At 71.1% G+C, this 20,630-nt stretch carries 19 protein-coding genes and 1 riboswitch; of the genes, 12 read left to right on the top strand and 7 right to left on the bottom strand.

Annotated features, from left to right (window positions below):
- Positions 1–125 precede the first annotated feature (125 nt).
- Both ABZ412_RS31125 and ABZ412_RS31120 read left to right on the top strand, forming a co-directional pair.
- Entirely contained in the window at positions 126–1,310 is a 1,185-nt protein-coding gene (locus ABZ412_RS31125) for a DUF2235 domain-containing protein (protein ID WP_357287316.1), read from the top strand.
- Entirely contained in the window at positions 1,261–2,076 is an 816-nt protein-coding gene (locus ABZ412_RS31120) for a protein kinase (RefSeq protein WP_357287448.1), read from the top strand. Before ABZ412_RS31125 ends, ABZ412_RS31120 begins: the two co-directional genes overlap by 50 nt.
- On the opposite strand, the gene treY is transcribed toward ABZ412_RS31120, so the two are convergent.
- The gene (treY, locus tag ABZ412_RS31115) at positions 1,997–4,360 is read right to left on the bottom strand and encodes a malto-oligosyltrehalose synthase (RefSeq protein WP_357287445.1); all 2,364 of its coding nucleotides are present in this window, start codon (positions 4,358–4,360) and stop codon (positions 1,997–1,999) included. The genes ABZ412_RS31120 and treY overlap by 80 nt on opposite strands.
- 56 nt (positions 4,361–4,416) lie before the next feature.
- Complete coding sequence (gene glgX / locus ABZ412_RS31110) at positions 4,417–6,528, bottom strand: glycogen debranching protein GlgX (protein WP_357287313.1); 2,112 nt, start codon at positions 6,526–6,528, stop codon at positions 4,417–4,419.
- A 91-nt stretch (positions 6,529–6,619) separates the two neighbouring features.
- On the opposite strand from glgX, the gene ABZ412_RS31105 reads away from it, so the two are divergent.
- Positions 6,620–7,918, top strand: coding sequence for an adenosylmethionine--8-amino-7-oxononanoate transaminase (locus tag ABZ412_RS31105; protein ID WP_357287310.1), 1,299 nt, complete (start codon positions 6,620–6,622; stop codon positions 7,916–7,918).
- A 29-nt stretch (positions 7,919–7,947) separates the two neighbouring features.
- Here ABZ412_RS31105 and ABZ412_RS31100 read toward each other — a convergent pair whose 3' ends face one another.
- Positions 7,948–8,241: a hypothetical protein gene (locus ABZ412_RS31100; RefSeq protein WP_357095160.1), complete on the bottom strand. Its 294-nt coding sequence runs from the start codon at positions 8,239–8,241 to the stop codon at positions 7,948–7,950.
- Positions 8,242–8,346: 105 nt separating this feature from the next.
- Here ABZ412_RS31100 and ABZ412_RS31095 point away from each other — a divergent pair, with 105 nt between their 5' ends.
- The 6 genes from ABZ412_RS31095 to ABZ412_RS31070 all read left to right on the top strand — a co-directional run bounded on the left by ABZ412_RS31095 (position 8,347) and on the right by ABZ412_RS31070 (position 14,387).
- Positions 8,347–9,501, top strand: a complete 1,155-nt coding sequence (locus ABZ412_RS31095; RefSeq protein WP_357287307.1) for an 8-amino-7-oxononanoate synthase — start codon at positions 8,347–8,349, stop codon at positions 9,499–9,501.
- Complete coding sequence (gene bioD / locus ABZ412_RS31090) at positions 9,498–10,187, top strand: dethiobiotin synthase (protein WP_357287304.1); 690 nt, start codon at positions 9,498–9,500, stop codon at positions 10,185–10,187. Before ABZ412_RS31095 ends, bioD begins: the two co-directional genes overlap by 4 nt.
- A gap of 321 nt (positions 10,188–10,508) precedes the next feature.
- Positions 10,509–11,189, top strand: coding sequence for a response regulator transcription factor (locus ABZ412_RS31085; RefSeq protein WP_357287302.1), 681 nt, complete (start codon positions 10,509–10,511; stop codon positions 11,187–11,189).
- Positions 11,186–12,640 (top strand): HAMP domain-containing sensor histidine kinase, encoded by a 1,455-nt coding sequence (locus ABZ412_RS31080; RefSeq protein ID WP_357287299.1) that lies wholly within the window; start codon positions 11,186–11,188, stop codon positions 12,638–12,640. Before ABZ412_RS31085 ends, ABZ412_RS31080 begins: the two co-directional genes overlap by 4 nt.
- Before the next feature lie 31 nt (positions 12,641–12,671).
- Positions 12,672–13,139 carry an SRPBCC family protein gene (locus ABZ412_RS31075; protein WP_357287296.1) on the top strand — a complete coding sequence of 156 codons (468 nt, stop codon included), beginning with the start codon at positions 12,672–12,674 and terminating at the stop codon, positions 13,137–13,139.
- Positions 13,140–13,235: 96 nt separating this feature from the next.
- Positions 13,236–14,387, top strand: a complete 1,152-nt coding sequence (locus ABZ412_RS31070; protein WP_357287293.1) for an alpha/beta hydrolase — start codon at positions 13,236–13,238, stop codon at positions 14,385–14,387.
- Positions 14,388–14,443: 56 nt separating this feature from the next.
- Here the strand turns inward: ABZ412_RS31070 and ABZ412_RS31065 are convergent, their stop codons facing one another.
- From ABZ412_RS31065 to ABZ412_RS31050, 4 genes are all read right to left on the bottom strand, one after another.
- Positions 14,444–15,574, bottom strand: coding sequence for an ABC transporter substrate-binding protein (locus tag ABZ412_RS31065; protein ID WP_357287290.1), 1,131 nt, complete (start codon positions 15,572–15,574; stop codon positions 14,444–14,446).
- Positions 15,571–16,380 (bottom strand): ABC transporter ATP-binding protein, encoded by an 810-nt coding sequence (locus ABZ412_RS31060; protein WP_357287287.1) that lies wholly within the window; start codon positions 16,378–16,380, stop codon positions 15,571–15,573. Before ABZ412_RS31060 ends, ABZ412_RS31065 begins: the two co-directional genes overlap by 4 nt.
- A gap of 161 nt (positions 16,381–16,541) precedes the next feature.
- The gene (locus ABZ412_RS31055) at positions 16,542–17,573 is read right to left on the bottom strand and encodes an iron ABC transporter permease (protein ID WP_357287284.1); all 1,032 of its coding nucleotides are present in this window, start codon (positions 17,571–17,573) and stop codon (positions 16,542–16,544) included.
- A 33-nt stretch (positions 17,574–17,606) separates the two neighbouring features.
- Positions 17,607–17,739, bottom strand: a riboswitch (cobalamin riboswitch).
- 83 nt (positions 17,740–17,822) lie between these two features.
- Positions 17,823–18,407: a TetR/AcrR family transcriptional regulator C-terminal domain-containing protein gene (locus ABZ412_RS31050; protein WP_357095181.1), complete on the bottom strand. Its 585-nt coding sequence runs from the start codon at positions 18,405–18,407 to the stop codon at positions 17,823–17,825.
- A 110-nt stretch (positions 18,408–18,517) separates the two neighbouring features.
- Here ABZ412_RS31050 and bioB point away from each other — a divergent pair, with 110 nt between their 5' ends.
- The 3 genes from bioB to ABZ412_RS31035 all read left to right on the top strand — a co-directional run bounded on the left by bioB (position 18,518) and on the right by ABZ412_RS31035 (position 20,622).
- Positions 18,518–19,555 carry a biotin synthase BioB gene (bioB, locus tag ABZ412_RS31045; RefSeq protein WP_357287282.1) on the top strand — a complete coding sequence of 346 codons (1,038 nt, stop codon included), beginning with the start codon at positions 18,518–18,520 and terminating at the stop codon, positions 19,553–19,555.
- Between the two features lie 141 nt (positions 19,556–19,696).
- Positions 19,697–19,912 (top strand): hypothetical protein, encoded by a 216-nt coding sequence (locus tag ABZ412_RS31040; RefSeq protein ID WP_213561023.1) that lies wholly within the window; start codon positions 19,697–19,699, stop codon positions 19,910–19,912.
- Positions 19,912–20,622 (top strand): DUF2567 domain-containing protein, encoded by a 711-nt coding sequence (locus ABZ412_RS31035; RefSeq protein ID WP_357287279.1) that lies wholly within the window; start codon positions 19,912–19,914, stop codon positions 20,620–20,622. Before ABZ412_RS31040 ends, ABZ412_RS31035 begins: the two co-directional genes overlap by 1 nt.
- The last annotated feature ends 8 nt before the right edge of the window (positions 20,623–20,630 follow it).

Below are 20,630 nucleotides of genomic sequence, written 5' to 3'. Positions count from 1 at the left end.
TCGATGGCGCTGGTGCGGGGATTCCTGGGGCCCGCACGGGGTTAACGGCCGCGCGGCGGGGCCGCGATTATTCGAGTAGTTCGCTACGCAGGAAACCGGACGGTCAGGACGGGAGGCTGGCGTTCATGAAACGACTCGTGGTGTGTTGCGACGGCACCTGGCAGGCCGAATCGAGCTCGGCGGTGTCCAATATCGTGAAGATCGCCGAGACGGTCCGGCTGACCGGGACGGATCAGGACGGGAACCGCGTCGGCCAGCGCATCAACTATGTTCCCGGACCCGGCTCCCGCGGCTTCATGTCCGACAAGCTCCTGGGCGGCGCCTTCGGGCTGGGCCTGGAGGCCAACCTGTCGGCCGCCTACTGGCAGCTGGCCCTGAACTGGGAACCCGGCGACGAGATCTACATCTTCGGCTTCAGCCGCGGCGCGTACACCGCCCGCAGCCTGGCCGGGATGATCAACCGGCTCGGCATCCTGACCTACCCGGCCATGATCGGCGGCCAGTACCCCAAGGCCTTGAGGATCTACCGGACGCGCAAGAAGCACGCCGACGACCCGGACCCGCCCGAATGGGCCGAGTTCCGGGCCCGGAACTCCCACCCCCAGGCCCCGGCCATCAACTTCCTGGGCGTCTTCGACACAGTGGGCGCGATGGGCGTCCCCGGCATCACCGCGCGCGTGCACCGCTTCCACGATGTGCGGCTCTCGCGCATCGTGCGGTGCGCGCGGCAGGCACTGGCCATCGACGAGCGGCGGCGCGCCTTCTCGCCCTGCCTGTGGGAGGTCCCCGACGAGCAGCGCGAGCTCTACGCCGACCGGCCCGACCGGGTGAAGCAGGTCTGGTTCGAGGGCGTGCACTGCGATATCGGCGGCGGCTACGCCGACTGCGGCCTGTCCGACATCACGTTGCGCTGGATGATCGCCGAAGCCGAGGCCGAGGGCCTGGCCTTCGACCACGATCGACTCGACGACCTGTTGCGCGGCTGCCCGTTCGACGCCCCGCACCTGCACGATTCGCTGAGCCCGGGCTTCCGCATCCTCAATGCCGCGCGCATGACCACCACCTGGCGCAGCCCGCGCTTCTACTGGGACTCGTGGCGCAAACTGCTGCAGCCCGGCGACCAGGACAGCTTCCTGGCCTCCACCGTCGGGGATCGAAAAGGCTACCGCCCGGCCAATATTCGGCGCTGGTGCGAGCGCCGCCCCGGTCCCGTCCCGTCGGAGTTGATCGAGTCGATCGACCTGGTTCCGCTGCCCCGGCATCCGGTCAGCATCGACGAGGGGAGCGGATCGGCGGAATCCGCCGCCTGATAATGGGCTGCCGGACGGGCGTGACGGCGCTATCCACCAGGTCGTCCACCGGGACGTCAAGCCCGCCAATATCTTCCGCACCGGCGCCGCGGGCACGGACTGGGTCCTGATCGGCGACTTCGGCATCGCCCGCAGCCTCGCCGCCGAGGAAACCCGGACCGCCACCGGTCGCTGGGCCTTCTCCCAGCCCTACGCCCCACCCGAACAGTGCGCGGGCCGCACCGTCGGCCCGCCCGCCGACGTCCACGCCCTGGCCGTCACCCTCCACCAGCCCACCACCGGCCACCTCCCGCGCGAGATCCCGATCCCCGCAACGGATCCGAGCCTCCCCGGTCTGCTCGGCGTGGTGCTCGCCAAGGCCACCGCCTGGCAACCGGCCGACCGCTACCCCGGCTGCGGCGCCCAAACCTCCGCCGCCATGACCTGGCCCACCACGGCCGGCGACGGCACCCCCCAACCCCCCCTGCCGCGCAGTCGGTATCTGAGAACCAGAGCGGGCAAGCGCGCCTCCGCCCATGACGGAGTCGTCGGATCGCAGACCTCGGCCGCCTCGGTATGGCCAATCTCCGCAGGCCGCGACTGTGGTGTGCCCGAGCCGCTCGCCGCGGAGTCGGTTCTCGAGGCTGCGGACCGACGAGCCCGCCGCGGTTCTCGCGGCAGCTGTCTCCGGTTGGGTGGGCCGGGTGTCAGCGCACGAGCAGGGCGACCGGGAGGCGGGCGAAGAGCTTTTCGAGGCGGGCGCGGCCGGAGAAGGTGTGGCCGGTGAGGCGGTCGGTCCAGTGGCCTTGGGGGAGGTCGAGGACCGTGTCGCCCCAGCCGCCGGCCTCGTCGAGGCGAATGCTGTGGCGGGTGACGGCGACGATGATCTCGGGGGTTTCGCCGGTGCGGCCGCGGGCGTAGGAGAGCAGGTGGTGGTCGCGGTCGCCGGAGGCGAACAGGGGCGTGTAGGTGCCGCCGACGAAGCAGTCGGGGCGTTCGCGGCGCAGCCACAGCGCGTAGGCGGCGATCCACATCTTGACCGCGCCGGTGGGGTCGAGATCGGGCGTGCCGGTGAGGGATTGGAGCAGCAGGGAGCGGTGGGTGAAGTCGACCGGGCGGCGGTTGTCGGGGTCGACGAGCGAGTCCTCCCACAGTTCGCAGCCCTGGTAGATGTCGGGGATGCCGGGGCCGCACAGCTGCAGCAGCTTCTGGGCCAGGGAGTCGGTCCAGGCGTGGATGGCGAGATCGTTGACGAATTCCCCGAGTTCCGAGCCGACCGGTCCGTCGAGGACGGCGTCGATCCAGCGGTGCACCGCCGTCTCGAACTCGATATCGGGTTCCTCCCACGAGGATTGGGTGCCCGCCTCGCGGACCGCCTTCTCCGCGAACCGGTGCAGCCGTTCCCGCAGCCCGGGCACGCTCGCGGCGGGCCGTCCGTCGGCGGGCCACACCCCGAACATGTTCTGCAGCAGGAACAGTGTGGTCGCGCCGTCGGGCCCGGGCGCGATCTCCTCCCAGGTGCTGACCGACCGCGCCCAGATGTCGGGCACCTGCGACAGCATGCCGATGCGGGCGCGCACGTCCTCGCCGCGCTTGGTGTCGTGGGTGGACAGGGCGGTCATGGTCGCCGGCCAGCGGGCGGCGCGCTCGGCGTTGGCGAGATGGAATTCGATGGGGGAGCACCCGAACCGGGCCGGGTCCGCGCCCATCTCCTGCAGCGACACCAGCCGGGCGGCACGGTAGAACATGGTGTCCTCCACCGCTTTCGCGCTCATCGCCCCGCCCACCTGGTGGAAGCGGGTGACGGCCTCGCCACCCACGGCGAGCGCGGTCACCAGCACCTGCAGCGGCGCGGTGAGTTCGGCATTGCGGCGCGCCACCTCCGCGACCACCGCGCCGACCATCCCGGCCAGCGGCGCGTAGTCGGTGCGGTACACCGGCATGAACGACAGCACCTCGATGACGGCGTTGGTGAGCGCCATGGTGTCGAACACGTCGGCGCGGGCGTCGCGTTTGACCGCCGCCACCAGCCGCCGCACCTCCGGCACCAGCATGGTCTCGGCGACCGCGCGGCGAATCCGATGCTCCTGCTCGGTGAACCAGGCCCGGTCGCTGCCGTGCCCGGTGAACTGCCGCGACAGATCGGTGAGCTGCTTCTCCCCGTCCGGGTCGATGAGCACCCCGCCGATGTCGGCGAGCGCGTCGTAGCCGGTGGTGCCGTCGATCGGCAGCGTGGCGTCGAGGGGCTCACGGTTGGAGAGCACCTTCTCGACCAGCAGCAGCCGCTGCGGCCCGATCAGCCGCCGCAGCCGCCGCAGGTATTGCGCAGGTTCGGCCAGCCCGTCGGGATGGTCCACGCGCACACCGTCGATGAGGTCGTGCTCGCACCAGGCGGCCAGTTCGCGGTGGGTGGCCTCGAAGACCGCCGGGTCCTCCTGGCGCAGCGCGGCCAGCCCGCCGACGGTGAAGTAGCGCCGGTACCCGCACAGCCCGGATTTCCAGTTGACCAGCCGATAGTGCTGTTTGTCGTGGATGCGCAGCGCGTTCTCGCCGTCGGTGCCCGGGGCGATGGGGAAGCGCATATCGTGCAGCGCCAGCATGGGTTCGGGCCCGGACCGGTCCACGGTCAGCGCGGCCGGATCGTTCTCCCCGGCCAGCACCGGCAGCGCGATCCGCCCGCCCGCGCCGTTGCCGGAGGTCCAGTCGATGTCGAACCAGGTGGCGTAGGGCGAGTCCTTGCCGTCCCGCAGCACCTCCCACCACCACTGGTTCTGCCGCGGATCGGCCACCGACACGTGGTTGGGCACCAGGTCGACGATGAGCCCCATACCGCGGCTGCGCACCTCGTCGGCGAGGGCCTTGAGCCCGGTCGGCCCGCCCAGCCCCGCCGACACCGTGGTCGGGTCGATGACGTCGTAGCCGTGGGTGGAGCCGCGGGCCGCACTCATGACGGGCGACAGGTACAGGTGCGAAATGCCCAGCTGTTGCAGGTATTCGGCGATACCGCGCGCGTCGGCGAAGGTGAGCGCGTCGGGCCGCAGCTGCAGGCGGTAGGTGCTGCGCACGGGCATCTGGCGGGCGATGGGGCCGGTGGTGTGTTCGGGCGAGCTGGTCATGTCGCTACCGATCATGCCGTACGGCGCAGTACGACGAGACAGCGTGCGGGCACTTGCACCGTGGCCGACGCGCCGTGAGGGTCGCTGCCTGCCGGTTCGCCGGTCGGGGTGGAGCAGTCCAGTGTCACGGTCCAGCTGTCGCCGTGCCGGGCGTCGGGCAGGGTGAAGTCGAGGGCCTCGTCGTGGGCGTTGAAGCACAGCAGGAACGAGTCGTCGGTGACGCGCTGCCCGCGCGGGCCCGGTTCGCCGATGCCGTCGCCGTTGAGGAACACCGCGAGCGAGCGCGCGAAACCGGTCTCCCAGTGGGCGTCGGTCATGGCCGCGCCGCCGGGGGTGAACCAGGCGATGTCACCGAGCCCGTCCGGCGCGGGCGCGGGATCGAAGAAGCGCCGCCGCCGGAACACCGGGTGCGCGGCGCGCAGGGCGACGGTGCGCCTGGTGAATTCGAGCAGCTCGGCCTCGGTGTCCATGCGGGTCCAGTCCATCCACGACAGCGGCGAATCCTGACAGTAGACATTGTTGTTGCCGTGCTGGGTGCGGCCGAACTCGTCGCCGTGCAACAACATCGGGGTGCCCTGGGAGAGCATCAGGGTGGCGAGCAGGTTGCGGCGCTGCCGGGCCCGCAGGGCCAGGATCTCCGGGTCGTCGGTGGGGCCTTCGACGCCGCAGTTCCAGGAGCGATTGTAGGTTTCGCCGTCCTGGTTGCCCTCGCCGTTGGCGTCATTGTGTTTCTCGTTGTAGGACACCAGGTCCGCGAGGGTGAACCCGTCGTGCGCGGTGACGAAGTTGATGCTGGCGCTGGGCCGGCGGCCGGTCGCCTCGTACAGGTCCGAGGAGCCGGTGAGCCGGGACGCGAACTCGCCGAGGGTGGCCGGTTGCCCGCGCCAGTAATCCCGCACGGTGTCACGGTATTTGCCGTTCCATTCGGTCCAGGCGACCGGGAAGTTGCCGACCTGATAGCCGCCTTCCCCGACATCCCAGGGTTCGGCGATCAGCTTGACCTGACTCACCACCGGATCCTGATGCACCAGGTCGAAGAAGGTGGAAAGGCGGTCCACGTCGTGTAATTCGCGGGCCAGGGTGGCGGCCAGGTCGAAACGGAAGCCGTCCACGCGCATGTCGAGCACCCAGTACCGCAGCGAATCCATGATCAGCTGCAAGGCGTGCGGATGCCGCATGTTGAAGCTGTTGCCGGTGCCGGTGTAGTCCATGTAGTGCTGTGGATCGTCGTCCACCAGTCGGTAGTACGCGGCATTGTCGAGGCCGCGGAAGCTGAGGGTCGGCCCGAACTCGTTGCCCTCGGCGGTGTGGTTGTAGACCACGTCGAGGATCACCTCGATGCCCGCGGCGTGGAAGGCGCGCACCATGGCCTTGAATTCGGTGACCGCGGCGGCGGGGGAGGCTCCGGCGGCGTAGCCCCGGTGCGGCGCGAAGTAGCCGAAACTGTTGTAGCCCCAGTAGTTCCGCAGTCCCCGGTCCAGCAGGATGCGGTCGTCGAGGAACTGGTGCACCGGCATGAGTTCCACCGCGGTGACGCCGAGCCCGCGCAGGTGGTCGATGATCGCGGGGTGCGCCATGCCCGCGAAGGTGCCGCGCAGCTCCGGCGGCACCTCGGGGTGGGTGACGGTCATGCCCTTCACGTGCGCCTCGTAGATGACCGTCTCGTGGTACGGCCGTTTCGGCGCGCGGTCGTCGGCCCAGTCGAACCAGGGGTTGATGACCACCCCGGTCATGGTGTGCCCGAGCGAGTTCTGCCCGTAGTTGTAGGGCGCGATGGCCGTACCGAAGTCGCCCTCGAACGCCTTGCCGTACGGGTCGAGCAGCAGTTTGCTCGGATCGCAGCGCAGGCCCTCGGCCGGCTCGAAGGGGCCGTGCACCCGGAATCCGTAGCGCTGCCCGGGGCCGATCCCGGGCAGGTAGGCGTGCCAGACGTACCCGTCGACCTCCTCGAGCTCGATCCGGGTCTCCCGGTGCTCGGCGTCGATGAGACACAGCTCCACCCGCCGGGCCACCTCGGAGAAAACGGAGAAGTTCGTTCCGGCGCCGTCGTAGGTCGCGCCCAGGGGGTAGGCGGTCCCCGGCCAGACACCGAGCCCGGTGGTGCCGGGAGTCGCGGGAGCCATACCGGGAACCCTATCGGCCCGCGCTTGCCGGGTCGTACGGCGGTTCTGGTAACTTGAACGCCGTTCAAGCCCGCTCCTCGAAGGACCACCTGTGGCATTGACCGACCCCCTGACGGCATCGGCCGCGCTGTCGTCCGCCGAGATCACCGCCCTCGACGCCGCGCACGTGTGGCATCCCTACGGCGGCTTCCCGGCCGGCACCGAACCCCTGGTGGTGGCCTCGGCGTCGGGCACCCGGCTCACCCTGGCCGACGGCCGGGAACTGGTGGACGGCATGAGTTCCTGGTGGGCGGCCGTGCACGGGTATCAGCACCCGGTGCTGGACGCGGCGCTGCTGGCGCAGTCGCGCAAGATGAGTCACGTCATGTTCGGCGGGCTCACCCACGAACCCGCCGTGCGGCTCTCGCGACTGCTGGTCGAGCTCACCCCCGAGGGCCTGGACAAGGTGTTCCTCTGCGACTCCGGCTCGGTGTCGGTCGAGGTCGCGGTGAAGATGTGCCTGCAGTACCAGCGCGCGGTGGGCCGGCCCGGGAAGCATCGGCTGATGACCTGGCGCGGCGGCTACCACGGCGACACGTTCACCCCCATGAGCGTGTGCGACCCGGAGGGCGGCATGCACTCGCTGTGGTCGGACGTGCTGGTCCCGCAGATCTTCGCGAGCGCGCCCCCCGCCGACTTCCGGCCGGAGTACGTCGCCGAACTGGAACGGACCATCGCCGAGCACGCCCACGAATTGGCCGCCGTCATCGTGGAACCCGTGGTGCAGGGCGCGGGCGGCATGCGTTTCCACGACCCGCGCTACCTGACCGAACTGCGCCGCCTCTGCGACGAACACGACGTCCTGCTGGTCTTCGACGAGATCGCCACCGGATTCGGCCGCACCGGAACACTTTTCGCCGCCGACCAGGCCGGCGTCCGCCCCGACGTGATGTGCGTCGGCAAGGCCATCACCGGCGGCTACCTGACCCTGGCCGCCGCCCTGACCACCACGGAGATCGCCCAGGCCATCAGCCGCTCACACGGCGGTCTCATGCACGGCCCGACCTTCATGGGCAACCCCCTCGCCTGCGCGGTGGCGGTCGCCTCGATCGAACTGCTGCTCTCGCGCGACTGGCGGGGCGAGGTCACCCGGATCGAGGCCGAGCTGAACTCCGGTCTGGCCCCGGCGCGGGACCTGCCCGGCGTCGCCGACGTGCGGGTGCGCGGTGCCATCGGGGTGATCGAGCTCGATCACCCGGTGGACATGCGCGCGGCGACGCACGCCGCCGTCGATGCGGGAGCCTGGCTGCGGCCCTTCCGCAACCTGGTCTATGCCATGCCCCCGTTCATCAGCACCTCGGAGGACGTCCGCCGGATCACCGCCGCCATGCTCGCGGCTGCCGCGGCCTGATCCTGAACTACCGCCGGGATGCCGAATTCCTAGCGGTTGGCCCGTTTCTCGCGTGCTTTGTCTGCATTGTCGCTGTCTGACAGGACTTCCCAGACCTTGAACACGCAGTGATAGTCATCGGACCAGCCACGTGCGATCAGCATGAAGGTGTCGCCGTCGCGCAGAATCGTGCGGCGGCTGATCAACTTCGGATGATCGGGAATGAATTTCGAGACGAGGTCAGGGACCTTCGCGAGAGCTTGTTCGCGGGTTCCCACCACCTCGGTGAGGATCTTCGGACTCCAGGTCTTGGAGTCGCCGAAGCCGGTCGTCTGCTCGACCACTATTGCCCATCGTGGCATCGCGCAGCCTCCTTACGATCCTCCAGCATAGCGCCGTCCACCGACACCCATGGCCTCCTGAACGGCGTTCAAGTATGCTTCCGAGCTGTGACTGCCGATCCCTTGAGCTGGCTCGACACCCGCGCCGCCGAACGCGTGGACGCGGGGCTGCGCCGTGAACTGCGACCCCGCACCTCCGACGCGGCGAGCATCGACCTGGCCTCCAACGACTACCTCGGGCTCGTCCGCCACCCCGAGGTCGTCGAGGGCTCGGTCGCCTCGGTGCGGTACTGGGGCACCGGCTCCACCGGTTCGCGACTGGTCACCGGGACCACCGTCGAACACGAGCAGCTCGAGCGGGAACTCGCCGAATTCGTGGGCGCGGAAGCCGGATTGGTGTTCGCCTCCGGCTACGCCGCCAACCTCGGCGTGGTCACCGCGCTGGCCGGACGTGGGGCGCTGGTGGTTTCGGACGAGGGCAGTCACGCCTCCCTGGTGGACGCCTGCCGGTTGTCGCGGGCGCGGGTGGAGATCGCGGCGCACAAGGATCCCGCAGCGGTGGATCGGCTGCTGTCGCGGCGCACCGAGGAACGCGCGCTGGTGCTCACCGATTCGGTGTTCAGTGCCGACGGCGACCTGGCGCCGCTGACCGAACTGCATCGCGTCACCCGGGCCAACGGCGCGGTCCTGATCGTGGACGAGGCGCACGGACTGGGTGTGCGCGGCGACGGCGGCCGTGGTCTGGTGCACGAGTGCGGGCTGGCCGGGGAACCGGACCTGATCATCACCGCGACCCTCTCCAAAGCCTTTGCCGCACAAGGCGGCGTGGTGCTGGCGAGCGAGCGGGTGCGCGCGCATCTGATCGACGCGGCCCGCACCTTCATCTTCGACACCGGCCTGGCTCCGGCCGCCGTCGGCGCGGCCCGCGCGGCGCTGGGGCTGCTGCGCCGCGAGCCCGAGATGGCCCAGCGGGTCCTCGACCGCGCCGCCGACCTGGCCCGCATCGCCGGTGTCGGGCACCCGGAGTCGGCGGTCGTCTCCGTCGTACTCGGCGAGGCGCAGATCGCCTACGACGCCGCCCAGGCCTGCCGGGCGCGCGGCCTCAGCGTCGGCTGCTTCCGCCCGCCGTCGGTGCCCGAGGGCACCTCGCGCCTGCGCCTGACCGCGCGCGCCGATCTCACCGAGGCCGAATTGGCCACCATCGCCACCGTTCTCGGCGAGGTACTGGCCGAAGCCCGTGGGCGGGAGGCCGTTTCGGTATGACCGCGACACTGCTGTTCGTCACCGGCACCTCGACCGATGTCGGCAAGACCATCGTGACCGCCGCGCTGGCGGCGACCGCCCGCGCCGCCGGGACCGAGGTCGCGGTGGTCAAGCCCGCGCAGACCGGCATGGCCCCCGGCGAACCCGGCGACCTGGCCGACATCACCCGGCTCAGCGGTGTGACCCGCACCCTCGAATTCGCGCGCTACCCCGACCCGCTGGCCCCCGACACCGCCGCGCGCCGCTGTGGTCAGCCGCTGCTCACCCTGGCCGAGACGGTCGCCGGGATCGAGTCCTGCGCCGACGCCGACCTGATCCTGGTCGAGGGCGCCGGCGGGCTGTTGGTGCGTATGGGCGAGTTCACCCTGCTGGACCTGGCCCAGAAGATGAGCGCCCCCGTCCTGCTGGTGGCCGCCGCCGGGCTGGGCACCCTCAACCACAGCGAGCTGACCACCCGCACGCTGGCCGCGGCGGGCGTCGACTGCGCGGGCCTGGTCATCGGATCCTGGCCCGCCGCACCCGATCTCGCCGCCGAATGCAATCGCACCGATCTGCCCGCCGTCACGGGCGTCGACCTGGTCGGTTCGCTGCCCGCCGGAAGCGGGGCCCGGGACCGACGCGAGTTCACCGCGGCCGCGCCCGGCTGGTTCGACGCGGACTGGACCGATCGGTATCTGCGCCCCTGACCGGTAGCCGCGGCCCACGAATTCCTCACGGACGTCCTGCGACAGTGGCGGCATGAGGAGAGCCGATGGTGGCGAGCATGCCACCACGCACCGCCTGCGCGCCGATGGCCGGGCGGCCGGGATCGGGGCCCTCGCGAAGGTCGCGGGGATGTCCGGGGGACAACGCCGCGGGGCGTCCGGTGGGGGTCGGTCCCTGACCGAGGCGCACCGCCGCAGGCGTGGACGGCGGCCTGGGTGGTGGTTGGCCGGCCCGCATGTGGCGAGCAGGTGCTGCCCTGTACTTCCGTTGCCGAGGCTGTCGGTCATGGCCGGATGACCGGTATGGATGCTGTAATTACGCAGGTGCGGGTACTCGTGGTCGAGGACGACGGCAACCTGGGCGACGAGGTCGCGGGGGGCCTGCGGGCGGCGGGATTCGCGGTGGATCTGGCCCGCGACTACGCCGACGCCGACCTGAAGATCGAGGTCAACAGCTACGACTGCCTGGTCATCGACCGGGGACTGCCCGACGGGGACGGGCTCGACCTGGTGCGCGCGCAACGCGAGGCCGGGCGGCGCACCCCGGTCGTCATGCTCACCGCCCGCGACGCGCTCGCCGACCGGCTCGACGGGTTCGCCCACGGCGCGGACGACTACGTCGTGAAGCCTTTCGCCATGGACGAGCTCGCCGCCCGCGTGGGCGCGCTGTGCCGCCGCCGCGAACTGCCCGCGCCGACCCGCACGGTCGTCGGCACCCTGCTCGTGGATCGCCCGCGCCGCCGCGTCCACCGCGCGGGCACGCTGCTCACCTTGACGCCCAAGGAATTCGGTGTGCTCGAACTGCTCGCCGCCCGCGCCGGATCGGTGGTCACCCGCACCGAACTCATCGAATGCTGCTGGGACGAAATGGCCGAGCCCGCCTCCAATGTCGTCGATGTCGTGATCGCCCAGCTGCGCCGCAAACTCGGCGCGCCACCGCTCATCGAAACCGTGCGCGGCGCCGGTTTCACCATCGCGCCGTGACCATCCGGCGGCGACTCGCGTCCTGGCGTGAGCGGCGCATGATCGCCGAATTCGCTGCGCCCCACCAGGATTCCGGTCCAGGGGGCGCGACGCCGCCGAGCGCGCGCGGGCGGATGGGGCACGGCCCGGGGACGGCGGAAAGCGCCGGGCGGCCGCCGGGGCTGCTCGGGCGGTTTCGGCGCGGGCCGGGAACACCGACCTCGCCGGGCCGGTTGCGGCGGACCCGCTGGCTGCTGACCGGGCTGTTCACCGCATTGACCGCGCTGTGCCTGGTCGTACTCGCGTCGATCGCGGCCTCCATCGACGCGCACTCCCGCGAACACGACCTCGACGCCGGGGTCGATCGGGTCGTGACCGGTGTGGTGCGGGAGGTGTACTGGAACGAGGACGGCAGCGTCGATCTGGAGACGGTGCGCGGGGACGAGGATCTGGTCGGGGGCGTCAATGCCGTCACGATCCTGGTCCGGCAGCCCGACGACAGCTGGCGGGAACTGTTCGTGCACAAGCGATCCGGGTTGCCCGCGGAGCTGACCGGACTGGCGCGGCGGGCCGCCGACGCCGAGGCGACGCAGTGGCACACCACCACCGATCGCGACGGAGAGCCGGTGCGGCTGGCGGTGGCTCCCGCCTGGGACACCGACGCCACCGTCGGGGCCGTCGTCGTCGCGGGCGGTGATCCGGAGCCCGGCTCCCGCGATCACCGCAGGCTGGTGGTGGCGTTGTGGAGCGGCGGACTCGCCCTGGTGGCGCTCGCGGCGCTGGCCGGGCACCTGCTGTCGGGGGTGAGCATGCGCCCGGCGGTGCGGATGCTCGACGAGCAGGAACGGTTCCTGTCGGAGGCGTCGCACGAATTGCGCACGCCCCTCGCAACCCTGCGCCTCTATCTCGACGCCGCGCTGCGGGATCCGGCCGACGCCCGCCGCGCCGTCACCGACGCGCGCTCGCTCACCGATCGCATGGGCCGCATGGTCGCCGGGCTGCTGGCCCGCACCCGCGCGGAAACCGGTGCGGGCGAACTGGATCGGCAGCGGCTGTTCCTGGATCAGCTGGTGGAGGGCGTGGTCGCCGACTGCGGCGGCGAGATCGAGCTGAGCGCCGAACCCACCGCGGTGTGGGCGGACCCGGAGTTACTGGCTCTGGCCGTGCGCAATCTCGTCGACAACGCGCTGGTGCACGGCGGCCCGCCGGTGCGGGTCCGGGTCGCTGCGGGGCAGGTGATCGTGCGCGATCACGGGCGCGGGCTGGATCCGGCGCTCACCGACCCGTTCCGGCGCGGCGCGGTCGGCGCGGGCGGGCGGCACGGCATCGGACTGTCACTGGTGCAGTGGGTGGCCGCGGTCCATTCCGGTTCGGTGACACTGGTTCCCGCGCCCGGCGGCGGCACCCTGGCCGCCCTCACCCTGCCGGTCGCGCCGGACGACGCGGGCACCGATGCGCCGGGGCTGTCGTGATCTTGGTCACATCGGGCGTAGGGTGGCGCCCGTGCCTTCCACTCGAGTCGAGAAGTTCGTCGGCGCTCCGCGTCCCAGCGTTTTCCGCGCCCTCCTGGACGCGCATTCGGTGCGGACCTGGATGGTGCCCGACGGAATGACCAGCCGCGTCCACGAATTCGATGCCCGCGTCGGCGGGCGGTTCCGCATCTCGCTGACCTACGACCTGCCCACCGAGGCCGGCAAGACGAGCCCGCACACCGACACCTTCCACGGGGTCTTCGCCCGCGTCGTCCCCGACCGCGAGGTGGTGCAGACCATCGAGTTCGAGACCGACAATCCGGAACTGACCGGCGAGATGACGGTCACCTACACCCTCGACGACGCGCCCGGCGGCACCCGCGTCACCGCCCGGCACGACAATCTGCCGCCGGGGCTGTCCCCGGAGGACAACGAGGTCGGCTTCCGCACGGCCCTGCACAATCTCGCCGCCCTCGCCGAACGCGCCGAGGGACACTGATCCACGCCGCGGCACGCGCAGGTGAAGCCTGCGATATCAGCAGATGACACCCAGCACAAGCCTGGATGACGAGCCGGAAATTCGTACAGTGGATTGATGGCCCTGCCGGGGTTCCCGCATCCGTCCGGCGCCGCCGACTACGACGATCGGCGACGGCGCGCCCGGCTGCGATCCACCCGGCTCGGCGCGCGCTGGGGACGCTTCCGCCGGGCCCGGCTGCTGGCCCTGCGACTGGGCCTGGTTCCGCTGGTCGCGCTGGGCGCGTTCGTCGAGTACATCGGCCTGGACGTGCTGCCCGAACAGGATCGGCTGGCCCGCACCGAACCGTCGGTGCTGCCCATCGCCGCGCCCGCGGAACTACAGGCCACCGACACCGCCGTCTTCGATCTGGTCGGGCTGGGCGTGCTCGACGCCGGGGACACCGCGCGGGCGCTGCCGTCACTGTCGCGGCTGGGATCGGTGTGGGCGGTCCGCTACGACAACACCGGTATCGACACCAAGGTGATCGCGGATCTCATCGTGAAGGTCACCGACGCCGCCAAGGTGCCGAACGTGGTGCTGGCCGGGCACAGCATGGGCGGGGTCATCGCGCTCGAGATCGCCAAGCACCTGCACGAGGACAGCGGAGGCGCCCGGGTGCGGGCGGTGATCCTGGACTGCACGCCGGTGGATCTGAACGCGGTGCGGCCCGAGAGCCGCGACCAGGGCGAGGAGATGCTGCGCTGGATGGGCTGGGTGCCCGGGGCGCGGGAGAGCCGGATGCTGCGGCTGGTCGTGGAAGTGTATGCGCGCCATGACCGTTTCGTCGGCGGGCGCTACGTGATCCGCGGCGGCGAGTTCCGGCGCGCGGTCGACGACGTGCTGCGGTCCAAGATCCTCAATACCGACGCCGCCAGCAACGGGCTGATCGAGGCGCAGTTCAAGGCCATCGTGGCGGGCGGTGCGGTCGACGACCTGCGGGCGCTGGCCAAACCCGCGGCGGGCAAACCTCGCCCGGCCATCGTGTTCATCCGGCCGCACGACCCGTACGACGATCCGGTGGTGAACGTCGAGTACTCGCACCAGGTGCTCATCGACCGGGTCGGCGGGGTGCGCGGGACCCTGCTGGTGGTGACCACTCGAACCACCGGGCACGCCAACCCGATCGAGCGGCCACAGGAATACAACACCGTCATCGAACAGCAGGTGGTGCCGTTCGTGCGGCAGTTGTGGCGGGACCAGTCCGGAGCCGCCGCGGTCGGCCACTGAACGGGGGTCCGGGCCGGTGGCTCGGTGTGGCCCGCTCAGCGCTCGGTGTGGCCCGCCTAGCGCACCGCGTCGTCGGCGGCCGGACGAATCCCCGAAGCGGGCACCAGGTTCCAGCGTTCCAGCTGCGCCCGCACCTGCTCGGCGGCGTCGATGTTCAACGGCCCGCTGGTCCACAGCGCGTACGGCAGGTTCAGGAACCGGCCCTGTGTGACCGCCCGCAGATTCTGGATGCCCGGCTTGCCGCGCAGCAGATCCACCTTCTGCTGGAAGGTCTGCGGCGGATAGTCGACGAACACGATGGCGTCCGGGTCGGCCGCCGCCAGCCGCTCCCACGACACCGCCGTCCAGGTGTCGGCCACATCCGCGAGAGCATTGCGCGCGCCCGCCGCCTCCAGGATCGCCTGCGGTGCACCGTATTGCCCGCTGGAGAAGACGGTGTCGGAGGCGCTGTCGAACAGGAACACCGTCGGCCGCCGCTCCGGCTGCGGCGCGGCCAGCAGCGACGACAGTCGGCGATCCAGATCCCCGGTGACCCGCGCCGCCTGGTCCGCGCGCCCGGTGATCGCGCCCAGCGCGGTCAGATCCGTGCGCAGCGCGGTCCAGGCGTCCACCACGCCCCGCTCGCCACCGGGCCGGCGGCAGCTCTCGGTGAGCACGTACGGCGCGACCCCGGCCGCCCGCAACGATTCCGGCGTCAGATTCGCCGACTCCGAGTACCCGTAGTTCCAGCCCGCCACCATCATGTCCGGTCGCTGCGCGAGCACCGTCTCCCGCGAGGGATAGTCCGGCGCAACCGAATTCAGCCGGTCCACTCCGTCCCCGTAATGCTTGCGCAGCGTGTCGGCGTCCCGCTTCAGGCTCGACACCGCGACGGTCTGCTCCGCCGCCCCCAGCGCCAGAACCATCGAGATCAGATTCCCGTCATTGACGAACATCCGCTGCGCGGGCGACGGAAACTTCTGGTCGACGCCGCAATTGCGCACTGTCAGATTGCCGGTCGCGGCCTGCGGTGACCCACACGCGCCGAGCACCCCGGCGACTGCCGCCACCGCGAGCGCTCGCCGGGCGCCGCGGGCGACGGCGGCCGCGGAGGTCCCGCGCCGGCCGCCGCCCGCCCCGTCGTGACGAACCCGTCGCGCCACGCGTGCCGCGTCGGTCCGGATGGTGCGTGCCGGGATCTTGTTCACGAGTTCGCCTTTCGTCCGGTGATCACGAGGTGCGTGCCGCCCGAGTCCGGGTCGGGCACCCGGCGTGCCAGGACGCCGAACACCTCGGCGAGTACTTCGGGGCGCAGCGCCGCGCCGGGAGGTTCCAGGGGGCGCGCCCGGCCCGCGTCCAGCACCAGCACCCGATCGCAGAACCGGTCCGCGAGGGTGAGATCGTGCAGGCTCATCACCACGGTCCGCGCCAATTCCCTGGTCAGCGCCAGCAATTCGAGCTGATGGGTGACGTCCAGATGATTGGTCGGCTCGTCCAGCAGCAGCACCGGCGTGTCCTGGGCCAGCGCCCGCGCCAGCAGCACCCGCTGCCGTTCCCCGCCCGACAACCGCCGCACCGCGCGGCCCTCGAACCCGGCCAGATCCACCTGGCGCAATGCCCGTTCGACGGCTGCCCGTTCGCCCGGGCCGCCCGCCCCCCACGGCGGCAGATACGGCGTCCGGCCCAGTGCCACCAGCTCACCGACCAGCAGATCGGTGGGCGGCGCTTCGTCCTGCCCGACCAGACCCACCAGCCGCGCCCGCTCCCGCGCCGAAACCTGGTGCACCGGACGGCCATCCACCGTGACCTCGCCCGCGGCGGGCGTGATCAAACCCGCCAGCGTTCGCAACAGGGTGGTCTTTCCCGCACCGTTCGGTCCGACGATTCCCACCGTTTCGCCCGGTGACACCGTGAAGTCGACGTCCGTGACAACCGTGCGGCGCCCCGCCCCGCAGGCCAGCGCTGCCACCTGGAGCACGCCGGGGCTCTCCGCGGCCGTGTGGTGTCGCCGCATCGCGCTGTTCCGCCACCCACGCCGGCGCCGTCGTGGCGCCAGGCCATTCGGGGCCGGGAGGTCGCGGCTGCTCGGCCCGCTCGTCGTGAGCGCGTCGCGGTGGTCCGCTGCGGCGATGGCCTCGGAGGTCTCCGGAGCGGCGTCGTGCGGGTGGCCGGGCCTCATGCGGTGCCGAATCGGTAGGTGCGGCGGCCCATGAGGAGCAGGAAGGCGGGGGCTCCGATGAGTCCGGTGAGGACGCCGACCGGGATCTCGGTGGGGCGGACCAGGACTCGGGTGGCGGCGTCGGCGACGACCAGGAAGGTGGCGCCGCACAGGGCGCTCGCGGGCAGCAGGACGCGGTGGCGCGGCCCGACCAGCAGGCGGGCGGCGTGCGGGACCACCAGGCCGACGAAGCCGATGCCGCCGGAGACCGCCACCAGGACTCCGACCAGGACCGCGAGCAGGACGAAGAGGGCGATCCGCAACTCGCGCACCGGAACTCCGATGGACGCGGCCGTGTCCGGGCCCAGGTTCAGCGCGTCGAGCCAGTTGGCGGCGAGCAGCAGGGCCGCCAGGCAGGCCGCGACCACGCAGCCGGGCAACAGGATTCGGGTCCAGTCCGCGCCGGAGAGGCTGCCCAGCAGCCAGAACAGCACCGACTGGGCGGCGGACGGGTCACTGCTGCGGAAGATCAGATAGCTGCTGAAGGCGGCGAAGGCCGAGCCCAGCACCGTGCCGGTGAGCACGAGCCGCAGTGGCGTGAGGCCGCCTTGGGCCAGGGCGATGAGAAAGACCGCGGCCGCGGCGGCGAAGGCCCCGGCGAGCGCGCCCGCCGAGAGCGCCCAGAGTCCGGCTCCGGCGAACACCCCGGAGGTGATGACCGCCGCCGCGCCGACGCCCGCGCCGGAGGAGACGCCCAGCAGGTAGGGGTCGGCGAGGGGGTTGCGGACCAGGGTCTGCATGGCCGCCCCGGCGACCGCCAGGCCCGCGCCGACGATGGCGGCGAGAACGGTTCGCGGCACCCGCAATTGCCACACGATGGTGTCGAGCCCCAGATCGGCGTGCGCGGTGCCGGTCAGCCGGTCGCGCAGGACCGCGAGCACCTCGCGCACCGGGATCGTCTCCGCGCCGAAGCCCGTCGCGACGATCATGGCCACGACCAGCAGCGCCCCCATGACGGGCAGGGCGAGCGAGGTCCGCGCGCGGCTCATCGCGGTAGCTCCTCGGGCATGACGCGGCCTCTCCAGAGTGTTGCGCGGCGGGGGAGGTCTGACTCGCACCGGGATCCGGTGCTCACAGTGGCGCGACCGCTCCGGATTCCCACCGGATTCCCGCACCCGCCTATCGACGAGGGGAACCCTACCGTCCGGAATCTTCGCCGGTTCCGACTGGTCGGTAGATCCCGATGTCCGGCCCCGATCAGCCCGTGCCGGAGCTCGATTCGCGGTCGTTCGCGCGGATCAGCGGATTCGCGAACCGAGCAGATGTCGCACGCCGCTCACGAACAGCTGCAACCCGAAGTCGAATCGCGCGGTGGCGTCGGGCATGTCGTACAGCGGCGAGTTCTCCTCGGTGAGCGCGCCCGCGGAATCCATCTGGATGCGCGACTGCTCGTCCACCGTCTGCCCGAGCACGTAGTACAGCAGCGTGTAGGCGGCCAGTTCGGCCTCCTCGCGCGTCATGCCCGCGCGAATCGCGGCGCTGGCCAGTCGTTCCCGGCCCTTGCTGGTGGTGAGGCGGGACGCGTAGGTGGCCGAGACCAGTTCGGCCCCGTCGCGGTAGGCGAGCAGGCTCTCGCGCAGCCGGTGCGCGAGTTCGGTCATCTGCTTGGACCATTCCTCGGCCCGGACCGGTTCGTCCATGGGCGCGAGAATGCGGTCGGCGACCGCGCCGAGCAGCGCCTGTTTGTTGGGGAAGTGCCAGTACAGCGCACCGGGTTGGACGTGCAGTGAGGTGGCCAGGCGGCGCATGGTGAGATCCGCCAGCCCGTACTGGTCGAGGATGGCGATGGCCCCGTCGACCACGTCCGTGCGATGGAGTTGCACTGAAGATTCCGACCCTCTCGTGTTCCGGCTCACGTTCCGGGCTGCTAGCCTACCCTGAACACCGTTCAAGTTGCTCGGCCACGCGGCCGGACGAAGGGATTCCCGCGGACATGACCCAGGTAGCCGTCACCACCGACGCCGGTACCAACGCTGGCGATGACATCCTCGCCATCGCTCGCGAGCAGGTGCTCGAGCGCGGCGTCGGCCTGACCCAGGAGCAGACCCTCGCGGTCCTGCGGCTCGGCGACGAGCGGCTCGAGGAGCTGCTCGGCCTGGCGCACGACGTCCGCATGAAGTGGTGCGGCCCCGAGGTCGAGGTCGAGGGCATCATCTCGCTCAAGACCGGTGGTTGCCCCGAGGACTGCCACTTCTGTTCGCAGTCCGGCCTTTTCCAGTCGCCCGTGCGCGCCGCCTGGCTCGACATCCCCTCGCTGGTGGAGGCGGCCAAGCAGACCGCCAAGACCGGCGCCACCGAGTTCTGCATCGTGGCCGCGGTGCGCGGTCCGGACGAGCGCCTGATGGCGCAGGTCGCCGCCGGCGTCGAGGCCATCCGCAACGAGGTCGACATCCAGGTCGCCTGCTCGCTGGGCATGCTGAACCAGGAGCAGGTGGACCAGCTGGCCGCCATGGGCGTGCACCGCTACAACCACAACCTGGAGACCGCGCGCTCGCACTTCCCGAACGTGGTCACCACCCACACCTACGACGAGCGCTGGGAGACCCTGCGCATGGTGCGCGAGGCCGGTATGGAGGTCTGCTGCGGCGGCATCCTCGGCATGGGCGAATCCCTGGAGCAGCGTGCGGAATTCGCGGCCGACCTGGCCTCGCTGGAGCCCGACGAGGTGCCGCTGAACTTCCTCAACCCGCGCCCGGGCACCCCCTTCGGTGACCTCGAGGTGCTCCCGGCCGCCGACGCGCTGCGCGCCGTCGCCGCCTTCCGCCTCGCCATGCCGCGCACAATCCTGCGTTTCGCCGGCGGCCGCGAGATCACCCTCGGCGACCTGGGCGCCAAGCAGGGCATCCTGGGCGGCATCAACGCCGTCATCGTCGGCAACTACCTGACCACCCTGGGTCGCCCGGCCGAGTCCGACATCGATCTGCTCGGCGAGCTGAAGATGCCGATCAAGGCGCTCAACGAAACCCTCTGAGCGAAAACCACTGAGATAAAAAAGGGGGTTCGGGGCATCGGCCCCGAACCCGTCTCGTACGGTAGGGGTACGGGGGCCGACTGTCCCCTGGACCTGATCTACCCGCCGAGTTCGATACGCGAAGGATCCATCGAGGTGGTCGTGGACATCGAGGAGCGCTACAACCCTTTCACGGGCAAGCGAGTCGTGCCGGGGCTGGACGATCCGGTACCCCCCGCTGCGGCCCTGGGCCTGGAGCCGCCGCGCTTCTGTGAACAATGCGGTCGCCGCATGATCGTGCAGGTCAGCCCCGACGGCTGGTGGGCCAAGTGCTCGCGCCACGGGGTGCTCGACTCCACGAGCCTGGAACACCGCTAGTGGCAGCCACATTCGCCGCCGAGCCGGGCGGACTACGCGTCGAGGTATTGATGCGGGAAGTGCGTGCGGCGGCGGCGGTGTGTGCCGCGCTCGCCGCGGTGAGCGCCCTGGCCGGGGTGGCCTGGGCGTATCTCGCTCCGGCGGAACAACTGCTGGTGGTCGAACCCGACCGCGGCACCGCCCTGACCGGTGAGAGCCTGCACCGGTTCGACGCGCTCGCCATCTACGTGCTGATCGGCATCGTGCTCGGCGTGCTCGGCACGGTCGCGGCCTGGCGCTGGCGGCGGGTGCGGGGCCCGGTCCTGCTGACCGGCATCATCCTCGGTTCCGCGGTCGGCGCGTTCCTCACCAAGGTGGTCGGCGAGGCGGTGGCCGAACAGCGTCACGTCCGCCCGACCCACCCGCCCATTCACACCATCGTGGAATTCGCTCCCTCCGTGGAGGGTTGGGCAGCCCTCATCGCCCAGCCGCTCGCCGCCGCCGTCGTGATCCTCCTGCTGGCCGCCTTGAGCACCTCCGACGATCTGGGCACCGGCGAATATCTACCCTTCGGCGGCCCGCGTCCCGAGCCGGCCGTCATCGCCCCGCCCCCATACGGTTCCGCCATCCTCTACGGCCCGTACCCCGGCAATTCCGCTGCGCCCCAGCCCCTCGCGCCCCGCGGCCCGGTCGTCCCCTTCGAAGCCCCCGAACCCGACGCCCCCCGCTGACCACGTAC

Origin of the sequence: Nocardia sp. NPDC005746, assembly GCF_040630785.1 — a bacterium.
In the GTDB taxonomy this organism is placed as follows: Bacteria; Actinomycetota; Actinomycetes; order Mycobacteriales; family Mycobacteriaceae; genus Nocardia.
The sequence above is the reverse complement of the archived record's forward strand: the minus strand, read 5'-3'. Positions and strand labels throughout refer to the sequence as shown.

Coding starts and splice junctions, on each gene's coding strand:
- ABZ412_RS31125 (WP_357287316.1), top strand. CDS start 126: ATGAAACGACTCGTGGTGTGTTGCGACGGCACCTGGCAGGCCGAATCG.
- treY (WP_357287445.1), bottom strand. CDS start 4,360: ATGCCCGTGCGCAGCACCTACCGCCTGCAGCTGCGGCCCGACGCGCTC.
- glgX (WP_357287313.1), bottom strand. CDS start 6,528: ATGGCTCCCGCGACTCCCGGCACCACCGGGCTCGGTGTCTGGCCGGGG.
- bioD (WP_357287304.1), top strand. CDS start 9,498: ATGACCGCGACACTGCTGTTCGTCACCGGCACCTCGACCGATGTCGGC.
- ABZ412_RS31085 (WP_357287302.1), top strand. CDS start 10,509: ATGGATGCTGTAATTACGCAGGTGCGGGTACTCGTGGTCGAGGACGAC.
- ABZ412_RS31070 (WP_357287293.1), top strand. CDS start 13,236: ATGGCCCTGCCGGGGTTCCCGCATCCGTCCGGCGCCGCCGACTACGAC.
- ABZ412_RS31060 (WP_357287287.1), bottom strand. CDS start 16,380: ATGCGGCGACACCACACGGCCGCGGAGAGCCCCGGCGTGCTCCAGGTG.
- ABZ412_RS31055 (WP_357287284.1), bottom strand. CDS start 17,573: ATGAGCCGCGCGCGGACCTCGCTCGCCCTGCCCGTCATGGGGGCGCTG.
- bioB (WP_357287282.1), top strand. CDS start 18,518: ATGACCCAGGTAGCCGTCACCACCGACGCCGGTACCAACGCTGGCGAT.